This window comes from Arthrobacter sp. TB 26 (assembly GCF_000427315.1).
Classification (GTDB): Bacteria; Actinomycetota; Actinomycetes; order Actinomycetales; family Micrococcaceae; genus Arthrobacter.
On sequence record NZ_AUPJ01000328.1, the window covers coordinates 1 to 17382 of the forward strand.

At 68.6% G+C, this 17382-nt stretch carries 15 protein-coding genes and 1 pseudogene; 9 read left to right on the plus strand and 7 right to left on the minus strand.

Going from position 1 to position 17382, the window contains the following annotated elements:
- Positions 1–19 precede the first annotated feature (19 nt).
- Positions 20–286, minus strand: a complete 267-nt coding sequence (locus K789_RS0112395) for a GlsB/YeaQ/YmgE family stress response membrane protein (RefSeq protein ID WP_024367022.1) — start codon at positions 284–286, stop codon at positions 20–22.
- A 261-nt stretch (positions 287–547) separates the two neighbouring features.
- Here K789_RS0112395 and K789_RS0112400 point away from each other — a divergent pair, with 261 nt between their 5' ends.
- Positions 548–1468, plus strand: a complete 921-nt coding sequence (locus K789_RS0112400; RefSeq protein WP_024367023.1) for a cation diffusion facilitator family transporter — start codon at positions 548–550, stop codon at positions 1466–1468.
- A 78-nt stretch (positions 1469–1546) separates the two neighbouring features.
- Here the strand turns inward: K789_RS0112400 and K789_RS0112405 are convergent, their stop codons facing one another.
- Positions 1547–2755, minus strand: a complete 1209-nt coding sequence (locus tag K789_RS0112405; RefSeq protein WP_024367024.1) for an MFS transporter — start codon at positions 2753–2755, stop codon at positions 1547–1549.
- Positions 2756–2927: 172 nt separating this feature from the next.
- Between K789_RS0112405 and K789_RS0112410 the strand changes: the two genes are divergently transcribed.
- The 4 genes from K789_RS0112410 to K789_RS0112425 all read left to right on the plus strand — a co-directional run bounded on the left by K789_RS0112410 (position 2928) and on the right by K789_RS0112425 (position 6302).
- The gene (locus tag K789_RS0112410; protein ID WP_024367025.1) at positions 2928–3389 is read left to right on the plus strand and encodes a (deoxy)nucleoside triphosphate pyrophosphohydrolase; all 462 of its coding nucleotides are present in this window, start codon (positions 2928–2930) and stop codon (positions 3387–3389) included.
- An 80-nt stretch (positions 3390–3469) separates the two neighbouring features.
- Positions 3470–4615 carry a Re/Si-specific NAD(P)(+) transhydrogenase subunit alpha gene (locus tag K789_RS0112415; RefSeq protein WP_024367026.1) on the plus strand — a complete coding sequence of 382 codons (1146 nt, stop codon included), beginning with the start codon at positions 3470–3472 and terminating at the stop codon, positions 4613–4615.
- Positions 4615–4932 (plus strand): NAD(P) transhydrogenase subunit alpha, encoded by a 318-nt coding sequence (locus K789_RS0112420; RefSeq protein WP_024367027.1) that lies wholly within the window; start codon positions 4615–4617, stop codon positions 4930–4932. The genes K789_RS0112415 and K789_RS0112420 overlap by 1 nt, the downstream gene beginning before the upstream one ends.
- Positions 4929–6302, plus strand: a complete 1374-nt coding sequence (locus K789_RS0112425; RefSeq protein ID WP_024367028.1) for an NAD(P)(+) transhydrogenase (Re/Si-specific) subunit beta — start codon at positions 4929–4931, stop codon at positions 6300–6302. The genes K789_RS0112420 and K789_RS0112425 overlap by 4 nt, the downstream gene beginning before the upstream one ends.
- On the opposite strand, the gene K789_RS0112430 is transcribed toward K789_RS0112425, so the two are convergent.
- Positions 6299–7480, minus strand: coding sequence for an Rv2578c family radical SAM protein (locus tag K789_RS0112430; RefSeq protein WP_024367029.1), 1182 nt, complete (start codon positions 7478–7480; stop codon positions 6299–6301). The two genes, K789_RS0112425 and K789_RS0112430, sit on opposite strands and share 4 nt — an antisense overlap.
- A 107-nt stretch (positions 7481–7587) precedes the next feature.
- Here K789_RS0112430 and pcp point away from each other — a divergent pair.
- Positions 7588–8231, plus strand: a pseudogene (gene pcp, locus K789_RS23000) (pyroglutamyl-peptidase I).
- Positions 8232–8247: 16 nt separating this feature from the next.
- On the opposite strand, the gene K789_RS0112440 reads toward pcp, so the two are convergent.
- Both K789_RS0112440 and K789_RS0112445 read right to left on the minus strand, forming a co-directional pair.
- Positions 8248–8886 (minus strand): SIMPL domain-containing protein, encoded by a 639-nt coding sequence (locus tag K789_RS0112440; RefSeq protein ID WP_024367030.1) that lies wholly within the window; start codon positions 8884–8886, stop codon positions 8248–8250.
- Position 8887: 1 nt separating this feature from the next.
- Positions 8888–9391 carry a hypothetical protein gene (locus tag K789_RS0112445; protein ID WP_024367031.1) on the minus strand — a complete coding sequence of 168 codons (504 nt, stop codon included), beginning with the start codon at positions 9389–9391 and terminating at the stop codon, positions 8888–8890.
- Between the two features lie 254 nt (positions 9392–9645).
- Between K789_RS0112445 and pheS the strand changes: the two genes are divergently transcribed.
- The 3 genes from pheS to K789_RS23005 are packed head-to-tail and all read left to right on the plus strand — an operon-like array spanning position 9646 to position 13957.
- The gene (gene pheS / locus K789_RS0112450) at positions 9646–10707 is read left to right on the plus strand and encodes a phenylalanine--tRNA ligase subunit alpha (RefSeq protein WP_024367032.1); all 1062 of its coding nucleotides are present in this window, start codon (positions 9646–9648) and stop codon (positions 10705–10707) included.
- 2 nt (positions 10708–10709) lie between these two features.
- Complete coding sequence (gene pheT / locus K789_RS0112455) at positions 10710–13253, plus strand: phenylalanine--tRNA ligase subunit beta (protein ID WP_024367033.1); 2544 nt, start codon at positions 10710–10712, stop codon at positions 13251–13253.
- Positions 13254–13258: 5 nt separating this feature from the next.
- Positions 13259–13957 carry a 4'-phosphopantetheinyl transferase family protein gene (locus K789_RS23005; protein WP_024367034.1) on the plus strand — a complete coding sequence of 233 codons (699 nt, stop codon included), beginning with the start codon at positions 13259–13261 and terminating at the stop codon, positions 13955–13957.
- A gap of 83 nt (positions 13958–14040) precedes the next feature.
- Here K789_RS23005 and K789_RS0112465 read toward each other — a convergent pair whose 3' ends face one another.
- Positions 14041–15423, minus strand: coding sequence for a M1 family metallopeptidase (locus K789_RS0112465; RefSeq protein ID WP_024367035.1), 1383 nt, complete (start codon positions 15421–15423; stop codon positions 14041–14043).
- Between the two features lie 43 nt (positions 15424–15466).
- A partial coding sequence (locus K789_RS0112470; protein WP_024367036.1) for a Pls/PosA family non-ribosomal peptide synthetase occupies positions 15467–17382 on the minus strand: 1916 nt, incomplete at its 5' end.

The following is a 17382-nucleotide window of genomic DNA, read 5'->3' on the forward strand; positions in this document are numbered from 1 at the left end:
CGCCGTCGTACCTGTGCAGTTAAGTCGTCTTGTTGCGTCCCGTGATGGCGCCGTAGACGCCGGCAACCACCAGGCCGCCGACAATGGCGAGGATCCAGGAACCGAGATTCCAGAATTCCATTTTGCCGCCGCCGAACAGCAGGTCGCCGATCCACCCGCCGACAACTGCACCGACAACGCCGAGCACGAGGCTGGTGACCCAGCCGCCGCCGACCCTGCCAGGCATGATTGCCTTGACGATTGCACCTACTATGAGTCCGAGAATGATCCAGCCTAGAAAGCCCATTACTCCTCCTACATATTCGTCGGCATCCAAATGGGGGATCCCGATTATGGCTTCAAGCTAACATAGGCGGGTTTGCTTGTCAGCAGGATCACACCCAATCGTTACCTGCCCTGTGACCTGCAGTGTTGGCTGCCAGCCGGGCGGTGCTTTGCGGTGCTGGCTGCGGTGCTGGGGCGGGGCGATAACGGGTACGGTATTCCTTGTGGGCGCAGGCACCGGCCGGAGTCCACCACCCGGTCGAACCCCTAAGGAGAAGCTCTCTTGGCTGCAAATGGCGGTACCAAAGCGATTGTTGCGGCGCTTGCTGCCAACCTGACCATCGCCGTCCTGAAATTCGTCGCATATTTCCTGACGTTTTCCTCATCGATGCTGGCCGAAGCGATCCACTCGCTCGCGGACTCCGGCAACCAGCTCCTGCTGCTCGTGGGCGGCAAGCGTGCCAAGCGGGCGGCGAGCCCGGAGCATCCCTTCGGTTACGGGCGCGAGCGTTACATCTACGCCTTCATCGTCTCGATCGTGCTGTTCAGCGTGGGCGGACTTTTTGCCCTGTATGAAGCGTGGGGAAAGCTCCAGCACCCGCACGCCATCGAGGGTGCGTTCTGGTGGGTGCCGCTCGCCGTACTGGTCGGCGCCATCATCGCCGAGTCCTTCTCGTTCCGGACCGCGATCATCGAATCCAACCACATCCGCGGCAAGCAGACCTGGGTCAAGTTCATCCGCAGCGCCAAGCAGCCTGAGCTCCCCGTCATCCTGCTCGAGGACTTCGGCGCCCTCCTGGGCCTGGTCTTCGCGCTCTTCGGCGTGAGCCTGACCCTCATCACCGGGAACGGAATCTGGGATGCCCTAGGTACCGCGATGATCGGCTTCCTGCTGGTGGCCATCGCCGCCGTGCTCGCCATCGAGACGAAGTCGCTGCTGCTCGGTGAATCTGCCACCAAGGACGACGTAGCCAAGATCCGGGCGGCCATCGAGTCCGACGGCAGCACGATCATCCACCTCAAGACCCTGCACCTGGGCCCCGAGGAACTGCTGGTCGCGGCCAAGATCAGCATCGGCCAGTCCGATACCGGACAGGAAATCGCCCGGGCGATCGACGGCGCCGAGACCCGGATCCGCGAAGCTGTTCCGATCGCCCGGGTCATCTACCTGGAACCGGACGTACAGCGCGTCAGCGCACCCTAACCGGCGGCGGACCTGGGCCAGCAAGGTTCCGGCCGGCCACAGCCATGAGGGCCCCTGGTCCAGTAGCCGCAGTGCGCGCTACCGGACCAGGGGCCTCTTGCGTTCCACGAGTCCGCTGATGAGGGCGACGCCGAGGCCCAAGACGGCCAGCACGGCCCCGACGAGGGCAGGTGCGACGTAGCCCCAGCCCCATGCGATCACGAGGCCGCCGAGGAAGGCACCCAGGGCGTTGGCGACATTGAGGGCCGCGTGGTTGAGCGAGGAGGCCAGCGAGGGGGCATCCGGGGAAGCATCCAGCAGCCGGGTCTGGAGGGCCGGGACCAGCAAGGAGCCGGCACCGCCGACGACGAAGACCATCACGTACGCAGACCACGGCCAGTGCACGGCTACGGCGTAGACCACGAGCGCCACGGCAATGCCCGGCAGCACCCAGTAGATGGTTCCCATCACGGACTTGTCCGCGATCCGGCCACCGACGATGTTGCCGGCCACCATGCCCAGGCCGTAGAGCGCGACGACCAGCGGCAGCCAGGCCGCGGGGATGCCCGCCACGGAGGTCATGGTGTGGGCGATGTAGGTATAGGTGGCGAAGAAACCGCCGAAGCCGACGATGCCGATCAGGATCGCCAGCCAGACCTGGAGCCGCTTGAGGGCGCCAAGTTCGCGGCGGAAGCTCGCGTCGGCGTGCGGTTTCTGGAACGGCAGGAACTTCCAAAGCATTACCAGGGTGAGGATTCCGATCACGCCAACCAGCAGGAACAGCAGCCGCCAGCCATACGTCTGCCCCAGCCAGGTGCCGAAGGGTACCCCGATGACGTTGGAGACGGTCAGCCCGGCCATCACCATCGAAATGGCCCAGCCGCGCTTGGTCGGGGCGACCAGTGACGCCGCGATCACGGCCGCAACGCCGAAGAAGGCCCCGTGGGGCAGCCCGGCGGCGAAGCGGGACACCAGCATGGTGCCGTAGTCCGGTGCGATGAAAGATGTCAGGTTCGCGATGCTGAAGAACAGCATGAGCCCCAGGGCCAGGTACTTCCGCGGCATCTTGGCACCTACCGCGGCCAGCAGCGGGGCTCCGATCACGACGCCGAGTGCATAGGCCGAGATCAGGTGGCCCGCCTCCGGGGTGCTGATGTTGAGCCCTTGCTCCACCTCCTTGAGCAGGCCCATCATGGTGAACTCCGTGGTGCCGATGCCGAATCCGCCCATGGCAAGGGAAACGATGGCAAGGGCGAGATGGCGGGTGCCGGTCTTCGGCGTCGCCGGGGCTTGTGCGGTGGTTGTCATTCGTCTGCTTTTCGGTGACGTTCCCGGCTGGAGCCAGGAGAATGCGGCAAGTTAAATCGGATTTGTGGTCTGGTTTATCCAACGGGCCGGGCACGCCCGGTATTCCGGGTCCTCGCCGAAGGCGGCCACTTCCATTCTTCCTTAAGCTGGCGCCGCCCCTAGACTTGCTTGCGTGACTGGACTCATCAGCGTCGTAGGCGGCGCCGTACTGGACTCCCTGGCCGAACCGGGCCGACTGCTTGTGGCACGGCGGACGGCGCCCCCGCAGTTTGCCGGCATGTGGGAGTTCCCCGGCGGCAAGGTCGAGTCCGGCGAGACGGCCGAGCAGGCCCTGCACCGCGAGCTGTTCGAAGAACTTGGTGTGAGCATTCGCCTGGGCGCCGAACTGGGCAGCGGATCCGCGGACGGCTGGCCGCTTAACGGGCGCGCCGCGATGCGGGTGTGGTTCGCGGAACTGCTCGACGGCGTACCCCATCCCCTGCAGGACCACGATGAACTGCGCTGGATCAACATCCGGAACCGCGACGAGGTGCTGGCCCTGCCCTGGATCCCGGCTGACCTGCCGATTGTCGAGGCGCTGCTGGACCGGCTGCAGGTCCCGGATTTCAAGGCCGTGCCCGCCAACCGGGGCTGAGCTTTCGGCCCGCTGGGCCCCACCTCTCGCCAAAGCGTTGCGCATGTGACTACGCTGAAGCGAATCGAGAGGAGCAGCCCGTGCGGGTCGGTGTCAGACGGGAGCAACGAGCAGGGGAACGACGGGTTGCCGCCACACCGGAGACGGTGCAGCAACTCACGGCCCTTGGCCTGGAAGTGGCGGTGGAGAGCCAGGCGGGCACCGCGGCCGGGTACGGGGACGCCGCCTTCGCCGCCGCCGGAGCGTCGATCGTTCCCGAACTGCCCGCCGAATCGCTGGATGTCCTGCTGCACGTCCGCCCGCTCGAACCGGAAACCGCCGCCGGACTGCGGCCCGGAACCATCACCATCGGGTTCGCCTCCCCGGGCTCGGAGCTGCCCGGCGTGGGCGCCCTCGCCGCCGCGGGGGTGACCTCCTTCGCGCTGGAGTTGGTGCCGCGCATCTCCCGGGCCCAGTCGATGGACGCGCTCAGTTCGCAAGCGCTGGTCTCCGGCTACCGCGCCGTTCTGGAGGCGGCCCTGCGCTACCCGAGGTTCTTCCCGCTCTACATGACGGCCGCCGGAACGATTCCGCCCGCACGTGTGCTGGTGCTGGGGGCCGGCGTCGCCGGGCTGCAGGCGATCGGCACCGCGAAACGCCTGGGCGCGCGGGTCTCCGCCAACGACATCCGGGCAGCCTCCGCCGACGAGGTCGCCTCGATGGGAGGCACGTTCATCCATCTGGACCTCGACAGTCAAACAGCCGAGGGAAGTGGCGGCTACGCCCGTGAGCTGGGCGAGGACCGGGCCAAACGCCAGCGCGCGCTGCTGGCCCCGCATGTTGCCGCGGCGGACGTCCTGATCACGACGGCGGCCATCCCCGGCCGCGCGGCCCCCCTGCTGGTGACGGCCGGGATGGTGGCCGGCATGCGGGCCGGTTCGGTCGTCGTCGACCTTGCGGCGGAATCCGGCGGCAACGTCGAAGGCGTTATTGCGGGGCGGGACCTCCAGATCCCGGTGGACGGCGGGTCAGTCACCCTGGTCGGCCTGCAGGACGCCGCCTCCGCGATGCCTTCAGATGCTTCCCGGCTGTTCGCGAAGAACGTCGCGAACCTCCTGGCCCTGATGACCGCCGACGGCAAGGTTGTCCCGGACTTCGACGACGAAGTGGTCGCCGGCGCCTGCCTGACCCACGGCGGCTCCGTCCGGCATGCCGCCACCGCCGAAGCACTGGAGGCCCTCACATGATGGATCCGATCACGCTGCTGACGGTGGTGGTGCTCGCCGTCTTCGTCGGATTCGAAGTCGTCTCCAAGGTGACGAGCAAGCTGCATACTCCGCTGATGTCCGGGGCCAACGCCATCCACGGCATCATCCTGGTTGGCGCCATCATCGTGGCCGGCCAGGCCGATGACCCCTGGCTGCTCACGGTCGCCCTCATCGCAGTGGTGCTGGCAACGGCCAACCTGGTCGGCGGCTTCGTGGTCACAGACCGGATGCTGGAAATGTTCGGCAGCCGGAAGCCTGCCCGGCGCGGCGCCGGCACGGGGGAGGACGGCAAATGAGCGTCCTTGGCCCAGGGTGGACGTCCCTGTTCTACCTCGTGGCCGCGGTCTGCTTCATTCTTGCGCTGAAGGGCCTGAGCTCACCGCGGACCGCCCGGCGGGGCAACGCCATCGGAGCGGCCGGCGCCCTCGTGGCCGTGGTCACGGTGTTCCTCTCCGCGAAACTGGAGAACATCCCGCTGATCCTCGCCGCGATCGCTGTCGGTTCCGCCGTGGCCGTTCCGGTGGCCCGGCGCGTGCAGATGACCCAGATGCCGCAACTCGTGGCCTTGTTCAACGGGGTTGGCGGCGGAGCCGCTGCGCTGGTCGCCGTGCTGGAACTCGGCCACAGCGGCGACCCCTGGGTGCGGCTGGCCGTGGTCTTCACCATGCTGGTCGGCGCGGTGTCCTTTGCCGGCTCCGCCGTGACGGTCGGCAAGCTGCAGGAGCTGATCAGCACCCGCCCCCTGCTGTTCCCCGGTCTGCCGGTGGTCATGGGCGCCGTGGTGCTGGGTGCCGTCGCCGCCGGCGTCCTCGTGATCGTGACGGGTGCCGTCGGCTGGGCTGTGGCGCTGTTGGTCCTGGGCCTGGTGGCGGGACTCCTGCTGGTGCTGCCCGTCGGCGGGGCGGACGTGCCGATCGTGATCTCCCTGCTGAACGCCTTCACCGGACTCGCGGTCGCAGCCTCCGGTATTGTGCTGGGCAACGTGCTCCTGCTGGTCGCGGGCACGCTCGTCGGGGCCAGCGGCACCATCCTGACCAAGGTGATGGCATCCGCGATGGGCCGCGGCGTCACCGGCATTATGTTCGGCGCCTTCCGGGGAGGCTCGACGGCGGGGTCCACCGTGCAGAGCGACCGGCCGGTGCGCTCCTCCTCTCCCGAGGACGTCGCCGTCCAGCTCGGCTATGCGCAGAGGGTGGTGATCGTCCCCGGCTACGGACTCGCCGTGGCCCAGGGCCAGCACACGATCGCCGAGCTCGCCATAGCCCTGGCGGCCCGCGGCGTTGAAGTGGTCTTTGCCATCCACCCCGTAGCCGGGCGGATGCCGGGCCACATGAACGTGCTGCTCGCGGAGGCCAACGTTCCCTATGAAGCGCTGAAGGAGCTCGAGGAAGCCAACCCGGAGTTCCCGAACACCGACATAGCGCTCATCGTGGGCGCCAACGACGTCGTTAATCCTGCCGCGAAGTCCACCCCCGGCGCGCCGATCTACGGGATGCCGATCCTGGAGGTCGCGCAGGCCGGTCAGGTGGTGTTCCTCAAACGCTCGATGCGGCCGGGCTTCGCCGGGATCGAGAACGAGCTGCTGTTTGATCCCAAGACCACGCTCCTGTTTGGGGACGCCAAGGATTCGCTCACCCGCGTCCTGGGCGCCGTGAAGGCACTCTAGAACAGGGTGGGCTGGGCAGCCTCGCTTGCGGGTCGCGTCCCGGCGGGGAACGCTGCCGCCTCGGGGATGCTGCCGGCGGGATACTGCGCTTCCTCGTCCCTGGGATGACCGCTGCCGGGATCACCGCTGCCGGGATTGTCGTTGAGGCCGCTGTGGCTGAAGCCTTGCGATCCCGAGAAGCCATGGCGGGCCTTGAAGTACCGGATGCGGCCGGACAGCCAGTCGCGGTACTCCTTGGAGGCATAGGAGCCCGTGCCGTACAGCCGCCGGTACTTCCCGGCGAGCTGCGGATGTTCCCTGGCGATCCACTGCATGAACCACTCCCGGGTTCCCGGCTTGAGGTAGAGGGCTCCTGCGGTCACGCCGGTGGCGCCCGCCGCAGCAAGGGAGCCGAACAGGGAATCGAGGGCCTCGTCGCTGTCCGAGAGCCACGGCAGGATCGGCATGGCCATCACCCCGCAGGGCAGTCCCGCCTCCCGGAGGNNNCGGGTGACCAGCTTCAGCCGCGCACGCGGACCGGGTGTGCCGGGCTCCACCGCTTCCGAGAGGCGTTCGTCCGTCATCGCCAGCGAGATTCCGACGCCGACGGGAACCTGGGCCGCGGCATGCTTGAGGAGCGGGATGTCCCGGGCCAGCAGTGTGCCCTTGGTCAGGATCGACAGGGGGGTGCCGGATTCGGCCAGCGCTTCAATGATGCCCGGCATCAGCCGGTACCGGCCCTCGGCCCGCTGGTAGGGATCCGTGTTGGTGCCCAGGGCCACGTGCTGCCGCCCCCATGAGGGCTTGGCCAGTTCCCGGCGCAGGACGTCCGCCGCGTTGATCTTCACCACCACCTGGCTGTCGAAGTCCAGCCCGGCGTCGAAGTCGAGGTAGGTGTGGCTCTTCCGGGCGAAGCAATAGACGCAGGCGTGGCTGCAGCCGCGGTAGGGGTTGATGGTCCACTCGAACGGCATCCGCGAACCGGCGGCCACTTTGTTGAGCACCGATTTGGCGGTGACCTCATGGAAAGTGACGCCGGCAAACTCGGGGGTGGTCACGGAACGCACAAGCCCGATCAGGGGCAGCAGCGCATCGGTGCCGGGGGCGGCCGCGGAGCTGCTGCGTCCGCCGCCCGGGGCAGGATCTTCAGATGCCCTGTCTCCGGGCGCCGGTGTGAGTGCTTGTGCGTCCCATCTCATGGCTCCATTCGAATGTATGTTCGAGTTTAAGTCAAGGACCCCCGCCGCGTCCGGACCCCCGGACGGGACGCCGGGCGGTCATCCGGCGGCGTTGTTAGGCTGGGACGATGATCCTCCTGACAGGTTTCGAGCCCTTCGGCGGCGAAAGCACCAATCCGTCGTGGTCCGCCGCGCGGGAGGCCGCGGCGCTGTTCCGGGCGGAAGGGCTCGCTGCGCGGGCCGTCGAGCTGCCCTGCGTCTTCGGGGAAGCGATCCGCGTCCTGGAAGCGGCGCTGGAACACCACCGCCCGGAGCTGGTGGTCTGCGCGGGCCAGGCCGGGGGAAGGCCGGGGATCTCGCTGGAGCGGATCGCGATCAACTGCGACGACGCGCGGATCCCGGACAATGCCGGCAAGTCGCCCGTGGACGAGCCGGTAGTCAGCGGGGGACCGGCGGCCTACTTCAGCACTCTTCCGGTGAAGGCGGCGCTCGCGGCCCTTCTCTCGGCGGGGNNATCCCCGCCGAGGTGTCCCAGACCGCGGGCACCTACGTCTGCAACCACGTCTTCTACGGGCTGATGCACGCCCTGCGGCTCCGTCCCGGAACCCGGGGCGGCTTTGTCCATGTTCCCTTTGCGCCGGCCCAGCTGCCGCCGGGGAGCAGTCAGCCGTCCCTGCCGCTGGACCAGCTGACGGAGGCGCTCGCCGTCGTCGTGCGCAGCGCCCTGGCGACGACGACGGACCTGAAGATCGCCGCCGGCGCCACGCACTAGCGGGGCCTGGGCCGGCTCAGCCGAGCAGTTCCCACACGACGCCGACTGTCGCGGTGACGCTCGATTGGCCGGCCTCGACCGTGAGAGACTCCACCGCCGCAGCCCGCTGCATCTTCGCTACCGGGATCGGCGCCGGGTGGCCGGACTGCTGCGTGAGCGAGACCACTTTGCCCAGGGATGTTCCGGCGAGCGAGGCGAAGTGCCCGGCCGTAGTGAGGGCGTCCTGCCAGGCGGCTTCGCGGGCCCCTACGGTGACGGCGGCGGGATCAGCGAAGCCGAGCTCCAGCCCGTTGAGCCGGACGTCGTTGCCGCCGGCCGCGACCGCGGCGGCGATGACGTCGGACGATGATCCCAGCTCCCTGATCCGGACACTCAGCACGCTGGACGCCAGGTACCCCGAGACCACCTGTCCCCGGCCCTCCTGCCAGTTCACCTCGGCGCGGACATTGAGTCCCGACGTCGTGATGTCCGGATCCGCGACGCCGTACCCGCGCAGTGCCGCTGTGATGGCCGCGGAGACACGGCCCGCCTCACCGTACGCCGCGCCGACGTCCTCCCGGCGGCACTCGACGCCGATCGAGAGGGTCAGCAGGTCCGGTGCGGCTTCCGCGCTGCCGGTTCCGGTGACGGAGATGGTCCGTGGGCTGTCGGTCATGTCATGCCTCTTTCCGTTCGGGGGCCGCGGAGCGCGTCCCGGGGGCCGCGTTGGATCGGTTGTTGTCTGGACCCTGAGTGGGGGAACGGCGCCGTGGGCCTGCCCCCGGCTCCGGGTAGCCGCCGGCCTGCAGCCCGGCCTGACGTTCGAAGACATTGCGCGAGCCGGGGTTGCCGGTCCGGACCAGGGACCAGCCCGCGGCGAGGAAATACAGCGGCAGGAAGGGAAGACCCAGGCACCAGGCGTACTGGGTGCAGTGGCGCTCCTCGTGCCCCAGCAGCGCCGGGTTGGCCAGGACTTCCCCGGGGCCGGCGCGGAAGATCACCACATTGCCGACCGTGAAGGCCCCGGCGAAGGGCAGCCGCCAGCGGTACCCGCTGGCGAGCAGCAGTCCGCGTGGTCCGCGGCGCAGGGTGGTGCGGGCGCAGCCGGCCAGCAACAATCCCAGCGGGGTTGTTGCATTCAGTACGTTGGCCAGCTGCCGCAGCCGTTGTCCCGGCGTCATGAGGCCATGCTAGCCGGGCGCCCCGCCCTGCGGGATAAGCAACCGGGGATACGCGGACTCGCGGGACGCGAACCCCAGCGGGACGCCCGGGGCACAACGTCACGTTCGGGCACCTGAGTGCGTTCAACTAGACTGAAGGGGAGTGCCCGCCGGAGCCATGTGGCGAGCCCTGCCCTTTGTCAACGCGCCGGTACCTGCTCCTGTTGAAGGTCCTGTGCCGTTGGCATGAACCGACTCGTAGCTAAGAACAGTAGATGACTGAAACTTTGCCGGGCGCCGGCGTCCCGAATCCCCTGGATGAAGCCGCCATCACCGCCGCCGTAGACCAGGCCGTTGCCGCCATTGCCGCCGCCTCCACGCTCGATGAACTCAAGGCCGTGCGGCTCGCGCACACCGGCGAGAAGTCCGCGCTGAGCCTCGCCAACCGTGAAATCGGCGGGCTGCCCAAGGACCAGAAGGCCGCCGCCGGCAAGCTGATGGGCTCCTCCCGAGGACGCGTCAACAAGGCGCTCGCGGACCGCACGGCCGAGCTCGAAGCCGAGAACGACGCCCGCATCCTGGTCGAGGAGACCGTGGACGTCACGGCCGCTCCGCGCCGCCGTCGTGCGGGTGCACGCCACCCGCTGTCCACCTTGCAGGAACGCGTCGCGGACATCTTCGTTGGCATGGGCTGGGAAATCGCCGAGGGCCCCGAGGTCGAGTCCGAGTGGTTCAACTTCGACGCGCTGAACTTCAAGCCCGACCACCCCGCCCGCGAAATGCAGGACACCTTCTTCGTGGAGCCGCCCGAAGCCCACCTGCTGATGCGCACCCACACCTCCCCGGTGCAGGTCCGCTCCATGCTGGAGCGCGAACTGCCCATCTACGTCCTGTGCCCCGGCAAGGTGTTCCGCACCGATGAGCTTGATGCCACGCACACGCCGGTCTTCCACCAGTTCGAGGGCCTCGCCATCGACAAGAAGCTCAGCATGGCGGACCTCCGCGGCACCCTGGAGCACTTCGCGCGCCAGATGTTCGGCGACGAGGCCCAGATCCGGCTGCGCCCCAATTACTTCCCGTTCACCGAGCCGTCCGCCGAGCTGGACATCTGGCACCCGGGCGCCAAAGGCGGACCCAGCTGGATCGAATGGGGCGGCTGCGGCATGGTCAACCCCAACGTGCTCCGCGCCGCGGGCATCGATCCGGAGATCTATTCAGGTTTTGCCTTCGGCATGGGCATCGAGCGGACCCTCATGTTCCGCAACGAGGTCGGCGACATGCGCGACATGATCGAAGGCGACGTACGTTTCAGCGAGCACTTCGGGATGGAGATCTAACAGTGCGTATCCCACTTTCCTGGCTGCGTGAATTCGCGCAGGTACCGGCCGGAGCAACGGCCGAAGACGTGATGGCCGAACTGGTCAAGGTCGGCTTTGAAGAAGAGGCAGTCCACCGGCCGACGGACACCCTGCAGGGGCCCATCGTGGTGGGCCAGGTCCTGAGCATCGTCAAGGAACCCCAGACCAACGGCAAGACCATCAACTGGTGCCAGGTCCGGGTGGTCCCCGAAGGGCAGCAGCAGAGCCTCACCGGCGAGGGCATCGACCCCTCCGGCGTCCAGGGCATCATCTGCGGCGCCCACAACTTCGTGGAAGGCGACAAGGTGGTGGTCACCCTTCCCGGTGCCGTGCTGCCCGGCGACTTCCACATCTCCGCACGGAAGACCTACGGCCACCTGTCCGCCGGCATGATCGCCTCCGTGCGCGAACTCGGCATCGGCGAGGACCACGACGGCATCCTGGTGCTGTCGAGGATCGGGCTGGACCCGGAAATCGGCACCGACGCCATGGAACTCCTGGGCCTCTACGACCAGGCCGCCGAAATCAACGTCACCCCGGACCGCGGCTATGCGTTCTCCATCCGCGGGGTGGCCCGTGAGTACGCGCACGCCACCGGCACGTCCTTCACCGACCCGGCCGCCAGTGTCCAGGCGCCGGCGGGACTGGCTGGCGGCTTCGGCGTGAAGCTCAACGACGGCGCCCCGATCTACGGCAAGCCCGGCTGCGACCGTTTTGTGGCCCGCACCGTCCGCGGCATCGACGCCACGAAGCCCACGCCCCCGTGGATGACCTCCCGTCTCCGGCTCGCCGGCATCCGCTCGATCTCGCTGCCGGTGGACATCTCGAACTACGTCATGCTGGAACTCGGCCAGCCCACCCACTGCTACGACCTGGACACCCTGTCGGGCGACATTGTGGTCCGCCGTGCGGTGGCCGGGGAAAAGATCACCACCCTCGACGCCAAGGAACGCACGCTCGACGTGGAGGACCTGCTCATCACCGACGGTTCCGGTGCGATCGGCATTGCCGGCGTGATGGGCGGGGCCGCCACCGAAGTGTCCGGCTCCACCACGAACGTCCTCGTGGAGGCCGCGCACTTCGACGAAGTGTCCATCGCACGCTCCCGCCGCCGCCACAAGCTCCCGTCCGAGGCGTCCAAGCGCTTCGAACGCGGCGTTGACTGGCAGGTAGCCGGCGTCGCCGCCCAGCGGGTTGTTGACCTCCTGGTCGAGCTCGCCGGCGGCACCGCCGTCGCCGAGGGGACCGACGTCGGCACCGCCCCGGACGCCGTCGCCGTCGAGCTGCCCGCAGCCTTCGCCGCGGAACGCATCGGCATCGACTTCACCGAGGACCAGATCCTCACCTCGCTCCAGGACCTGGGCGCCGTCGTCGTCCGGAACGCCGGCGGGTACACGGTGACGGCCCCGAGCTGGCGGAACGACCTGGAAACCCGGGAAGACCTGACCGAGGAGATCGCACGGCTGGTCGGCTACGACAAGATCCCGGCATCCCTGCCGGTGGCACCCCCGGGCCGCGGGCTGACCCGCGTCCAGCAGCAGCGCCGGCGCCTGGTCCAGGCTCTGGCCGCGTCCGGCCTCACCGAGGTCCTCGCCTACCCGTTCGTCTCCAAGGCCGCCAATGACACCTTCGGCGTTCCCACGGCAGGAACGCCGCGCAAGGCACTCAAGCTCGCCAACCCGATCAGCGAGGAGCAGGGCTACCTGCGCACCTCGATCCTGCCGGGCCTGATCGAGGTCGCCAAGCGCAACCACTCGCGCGGCTTCCGCGACCTGGCCCTGTTCGAGGCCGGCCTCGTGTTCCTGCCGGGCGACACACTCGGCACCGCCACGATCCCGCCGCTCGGCATCAGGCCCAGCGATGAGGTGCTGGATGGCCTGTACGACGGCGTCCCGGACCAGCCGCTGTACCTCGCCGCGGTGCTCACGGGACACGACTCACCGGCCGCCGCCGGCCACACGCCCCGGGCGTGGGACTGGGCCGATGCCCTGGACATCGCCCGGATCGCCGGCGACGTGCTCGGCGTCGAGATCGTGATCAGCCAGGGGCAGCACCAGGCCTTCCACCCGGGACGGGCCGCGCAGTTGGCGCTCCGCACCGGCGAGGTCCTGGGCTTCGCCGGCGAGCTGCACCCGAAGCTGCTGGCCGCGCACGACATGCCGGCACGCTCGGTGGCCCTCGAATTCAACGCCGACGCCCTCTTCGAGGCCGCCGCCGACGTGATCGTCGCCCGGCAGCTGTCCACCTTCCCGGTGGCCACCCAGGACGTAGCCCTGGTGTTGCCGCAGGACATCCCGGCGGAAGACGTGCTGGCCGCACTGCGCGAGGGAGCCGGCGGGCTGCTCGAAGACGTCGCACTCTTCGACGTGTACGCGGGCAAGGGCATCGAGGACGGCAAGAAGTCGCTGGCGTTCAGCCTGCGCTTCCGTGCCGCTGACCGCACGCTGACCGCCGACGAGGCATCCGCGGCCCGCGAGAGCGCCGTGGCCGTTGCCCACGGGCGCTTCGGAGCAGTCCAACGCTAAAGCCGATGGGGCACAGGGGGACACTCGCCGTCGCCGGAATCACCGTCCGGTCCGTTCGTCTTGCCGACGTCGGACCGGACGGCGGGGCCCTCCTTGATCCCGCGGAACGCGCGCGTGCCGCGCGCATCACGGATCCGCCGGCCCGGCTGGACTTTGTGGCCGGCCGGATCGCGCTGCGCGGTTTCGCCGCCGGGATCCTCTCGGTGCGACCCGGGGAACTGACGGCTGATTATTCGTGCCCGGACTGCGGAACGGGCCCGGAGCTGGACCATGGCCGGCCAGGCTACCGGCTCGACGGTGCGCCAACAGGCCTCAGCCTGAGCCTTTCCCGCAGCCGCGGCTGGGCCCTGCTGGCCGCCGGCCGCGGTGTTGGTCCTGGCAGCGCCGGGTCAACAATCGGCATCGACCTGGAGCACAGCTCGGGAACGGTGTTCCCCGGGTTCGACGACGTCGCCCTCACCCCGGCGGAACGCCAACTGCTCACCGAACTGCCTCCCGACCAGGCGGACCACTGGCGGACAGCCGTGTGGGCGCGGAAGGAGGCCCTGCTGAAGGCGCGCGGGACCGGACTGCGGCTGGACCCCTGCTCGGTCGAGGCCTTCCCGGAGCCCGCCGACGGCAATGTCCTCTTTGAACTGGACACCCCTGCCCTGGGTCTGCCAGCAGGATTTGCCGCCGCACTCGCCGTCGTCGGCACCGCCTGACATTGTTGCTATCGAGTGTCGCTCGGCACATTATGATGCTGCAGTGGGGGAAAATGTGAACAGCGAAGACTCTAGTTCATGTGCTACCCGAGAGGCAGCGGCGGCAAGGCTTCCTGGTACAGCCAGGGATGCAGCACGGTCTCGGTGTCGAGGCCGGTCGCGTGGTCCGCGGTGATGATGAACTGCGGCGTTGAGACGGAGCCGTGACGGTTCTGGCTTGCCCACTCATGCAGCAGGGAGAAAAAGGCAAGGTCGCCGCAGTGCAGCCGGAGGGCGTGCAGTGCCAGGGCGCCGCGCTTGTAGACCCTGTCATCGAACATCAGCTCCGGCCCGGGGTCGCCCACCAGCAGGTCCTGCTTGCCGGCGCTGAGCTTTCGCCAGGCGGAGGCAGCCCGCCGGGCCACCGTCATGACGCCGGCTTCCTCGGACCAGATCCATTCGGCGTAGCAGGCAAAACCCTCGTGCAGCCAGATGTCCTTCCACGAGGCCGCCGTCAGCGAGTTCCCGAACCATTGGTGGGACAACTCGTGGGCGATGAGCCGCTGGGACTCCCAGTCCTGCTCCAGATGGTTGGGGCCGAAGATCGACAGGCTCTGCGCCTCCAGCGGGATCTCCAGTTCGTCCCCGGCCACCACAACGGTGTACTCGGCGAACGGGTACGGGCCGAAACAATCGATGAAGGTGCGCATCATCTCGGGCTGCCTCGCCAGGCCTTCGCGGGCTGTATCCGCCAGCGCCGCCGGCACCGCCGCGTACTGGGGTACCTGCGTCGCCGGACGGACCGGATTGAGCGCCAGGAGCTCATAGCGGCCGATCTGGACTGTGGCGAGGTACGTTGCCATGGGCTCGGACTGCTCGTAGACCCAGGTCTCGCGGCTGGACCGTCCGGTGCGGGCAATCAGGATCCCGTTGCACACGGCCCGGTAGTTTGCATCCGTGGTCACCGAGATCCGGTAGCTGGCTTTGTCCTGCGGGTGGTCGTTGCAGGGGAACCAGGAGGGCGCGCCGTTCGGCTGGCCCGCCACGAGCACGCCGTCGGTCAGTTCCTCCCAGCCCACTTCGCCCCACAGGCCGCGGCGGGGAGAGGGGTTGCCCTCGTAGCGGATGTCCAGGGTGAATTCCTCGCCCGGCAACAGGGCGGCGTCGGGGACGATGACGAGCTGGTCGGCGCGCTGGCTGAACTTGCGCACCCTCCGCCCGCTGAGCTGGATCTTGGTGGCCCGGAGCCCGGTCAGGTCCAGCACGATGGCCGACGTCGGGCGCTGCGTTATGGCATGCACCACGGCCCGCCCGGTCAGGCGGTTGCTGCTGAGCTTGTAGTCCAGCTCAAGTTCATAGCGGGTGACCCGGTAGGCATCGGTGCCATGACCGGGCAGGTACGGATCCGGAGAACCGGCGGCGTCGTCCGAGGGCAGGCCGCCTCCGGGGCCGGCTGCGGCAGTGGAACTCGGGGGGCTGGAACTCATTAACCGGCCTTCGGGATTGCAGGTGCGTTTGGGCGGGGCATGGCTACTTCGGCTTAGGGGCAGGCACAGCCGGTCCGCCCCACGGGCTCACCGGATTGCCCATCCAGTACGTCGCGGCGGGCACCGTTTCACCCCGCATCACGAGGGATGCCGGGCCCACCGTGCCGCCCTTGCCGATCCGGGCCTGCGGAAGAATCACTCCGTGCGGGCCCATCGTTGCCCCGTCATCGAGCGTAACAGTGTCAATGCTCATCACGCGGTCGTGGAAGAGATGGGTCTGGACCACGCAGCCGCGGTTGACCGTGGAGTTCCGGCCCAGGGTTACGAGGTCTGCTTCGGGCAGCCAGTAGCTTTCGCACCACGTGCCGGCGCCGATCCGGGCGCCGAGGGCCCGGAGCCACCAGACCAGGGCCGGTGTCCCGGTGGCGGCACGGGCGAACCAAGGGGCGCTGACCATTTCGATGAAGGTGTCCACGACCTCGTTGCGCCAGATGAAGGAACTCCACAGCGGATGCTCGCCGGGCCTGATGCGCCCCACGAGCAGCCATTTGGCCACCACGGCGCTGCCGGCCGCCACGGCGCCCGCGAGCAGGATCACGACGCCGCCCAGGATCGCCGCGATGCCGTAATTGAAGACCGTGGCAAGCCAGTCGAAGGCGAGGAACACGCCGGCGGCGATCGCGACCGTCGCCACGACGGGGACAAAGCGGCACAGTTCCCACAGCGCGCGGGCGATCTTGAGCCTCATCGGCGGCTGGTAGGTCCTGGTGTCATCGGAAGCGATGGCGGTGCGCCGGAGCCGGACCGGCGGGCTGCCCAGCCAGGACGTCCCGGACTTCGCCTTCGCGGGAGTCGCCGACAGCACCGCGACCAGGGAGTTCTTGGGCACATTGCGTCCCGCCGCGGTCATGCCGGAGTTGCCGAGGAAGGAGCGTTTGCCGATTTTGGCCGGGGCGATCCGCAACCAGCCGCCGTCGAGCTCATAGGAGGCCACCATGGTGTCGTCTGCCAGGAAGGCGCCTTCACCCACCGTGGTCATCTTGGGGATCAGCAGGACGGTCGAGGCCTCCACGTTCTTGCCGATCCTGGCGCCGAGCAGGCGCAGCCAGACCGGAGTGAAGAGGCTGGCGTAAAGGGGGAAGAGCAGGTCACGGGCCAGGTCCAGGACCCGTTCGGTGGCCCAGGCCTGCCAGCCGATCCTGCTGCGCACCCGGTAGTACCCCTCGGCCAGGCCCACGCCGAGGAGCCGGGTAGTGAGGAGGATCAGCACAAGGTTGGACAGGAACCAGGCCAGGGCTGCCGGCGGCAGGGACAGCAGGAGCTGAGGGAGTGCTGCGGTCAGGGATTCGCTGCCGCGGATGAAGCCAAAGACCACAACGGCCGCGGCGGCGGCGGATATATAGGGAATCAGGGCCAGGACGGCCGAGGCGGTCGCGAAGCCGGCAAACCAGAGCCGGCCGATCAGCGGGTGCTCGGGGGGAGTGTCCGGCCAGGAGTGTTTGGCCTTGCCCCGCCGCTCGGCCGGGGATCCGGCGACGAGTTGCCCGGACTTCACCTTGCCCAGCACGGCCGAGCCGGGTTCCACCTGGGCTCCGGCGCCGATCGTGGCGCCCGGCATCAGGGTACTGCGGGCGCCGACCGTTGCGCCGGGGCCGATATGGATGCCGCCAATGTGGACAATGTCGCCGTCGATCCACCAGCCGGACAGATCGACTTCCGGCTCGATATTACAGCCACTGCCGAGCGAGAGCAGGCCGGTGACCGGCGGCAGAGAGTGAAGCTGGACATTGTTCCCGATTTTGGCCCCGAGGGCCCGGGCGTAGTACGGCACCCAGGGAGCGCTGGCCAGGCTGACTGCGCCGGCCAGGTCCTGGATCTGTTCAGCCAGCCACAGACGCAGGTGCACCCGGCCGGAGCGCGGGTAGGTTCCCGGCACCACCTTGCGGAGCAGCAGGCGGG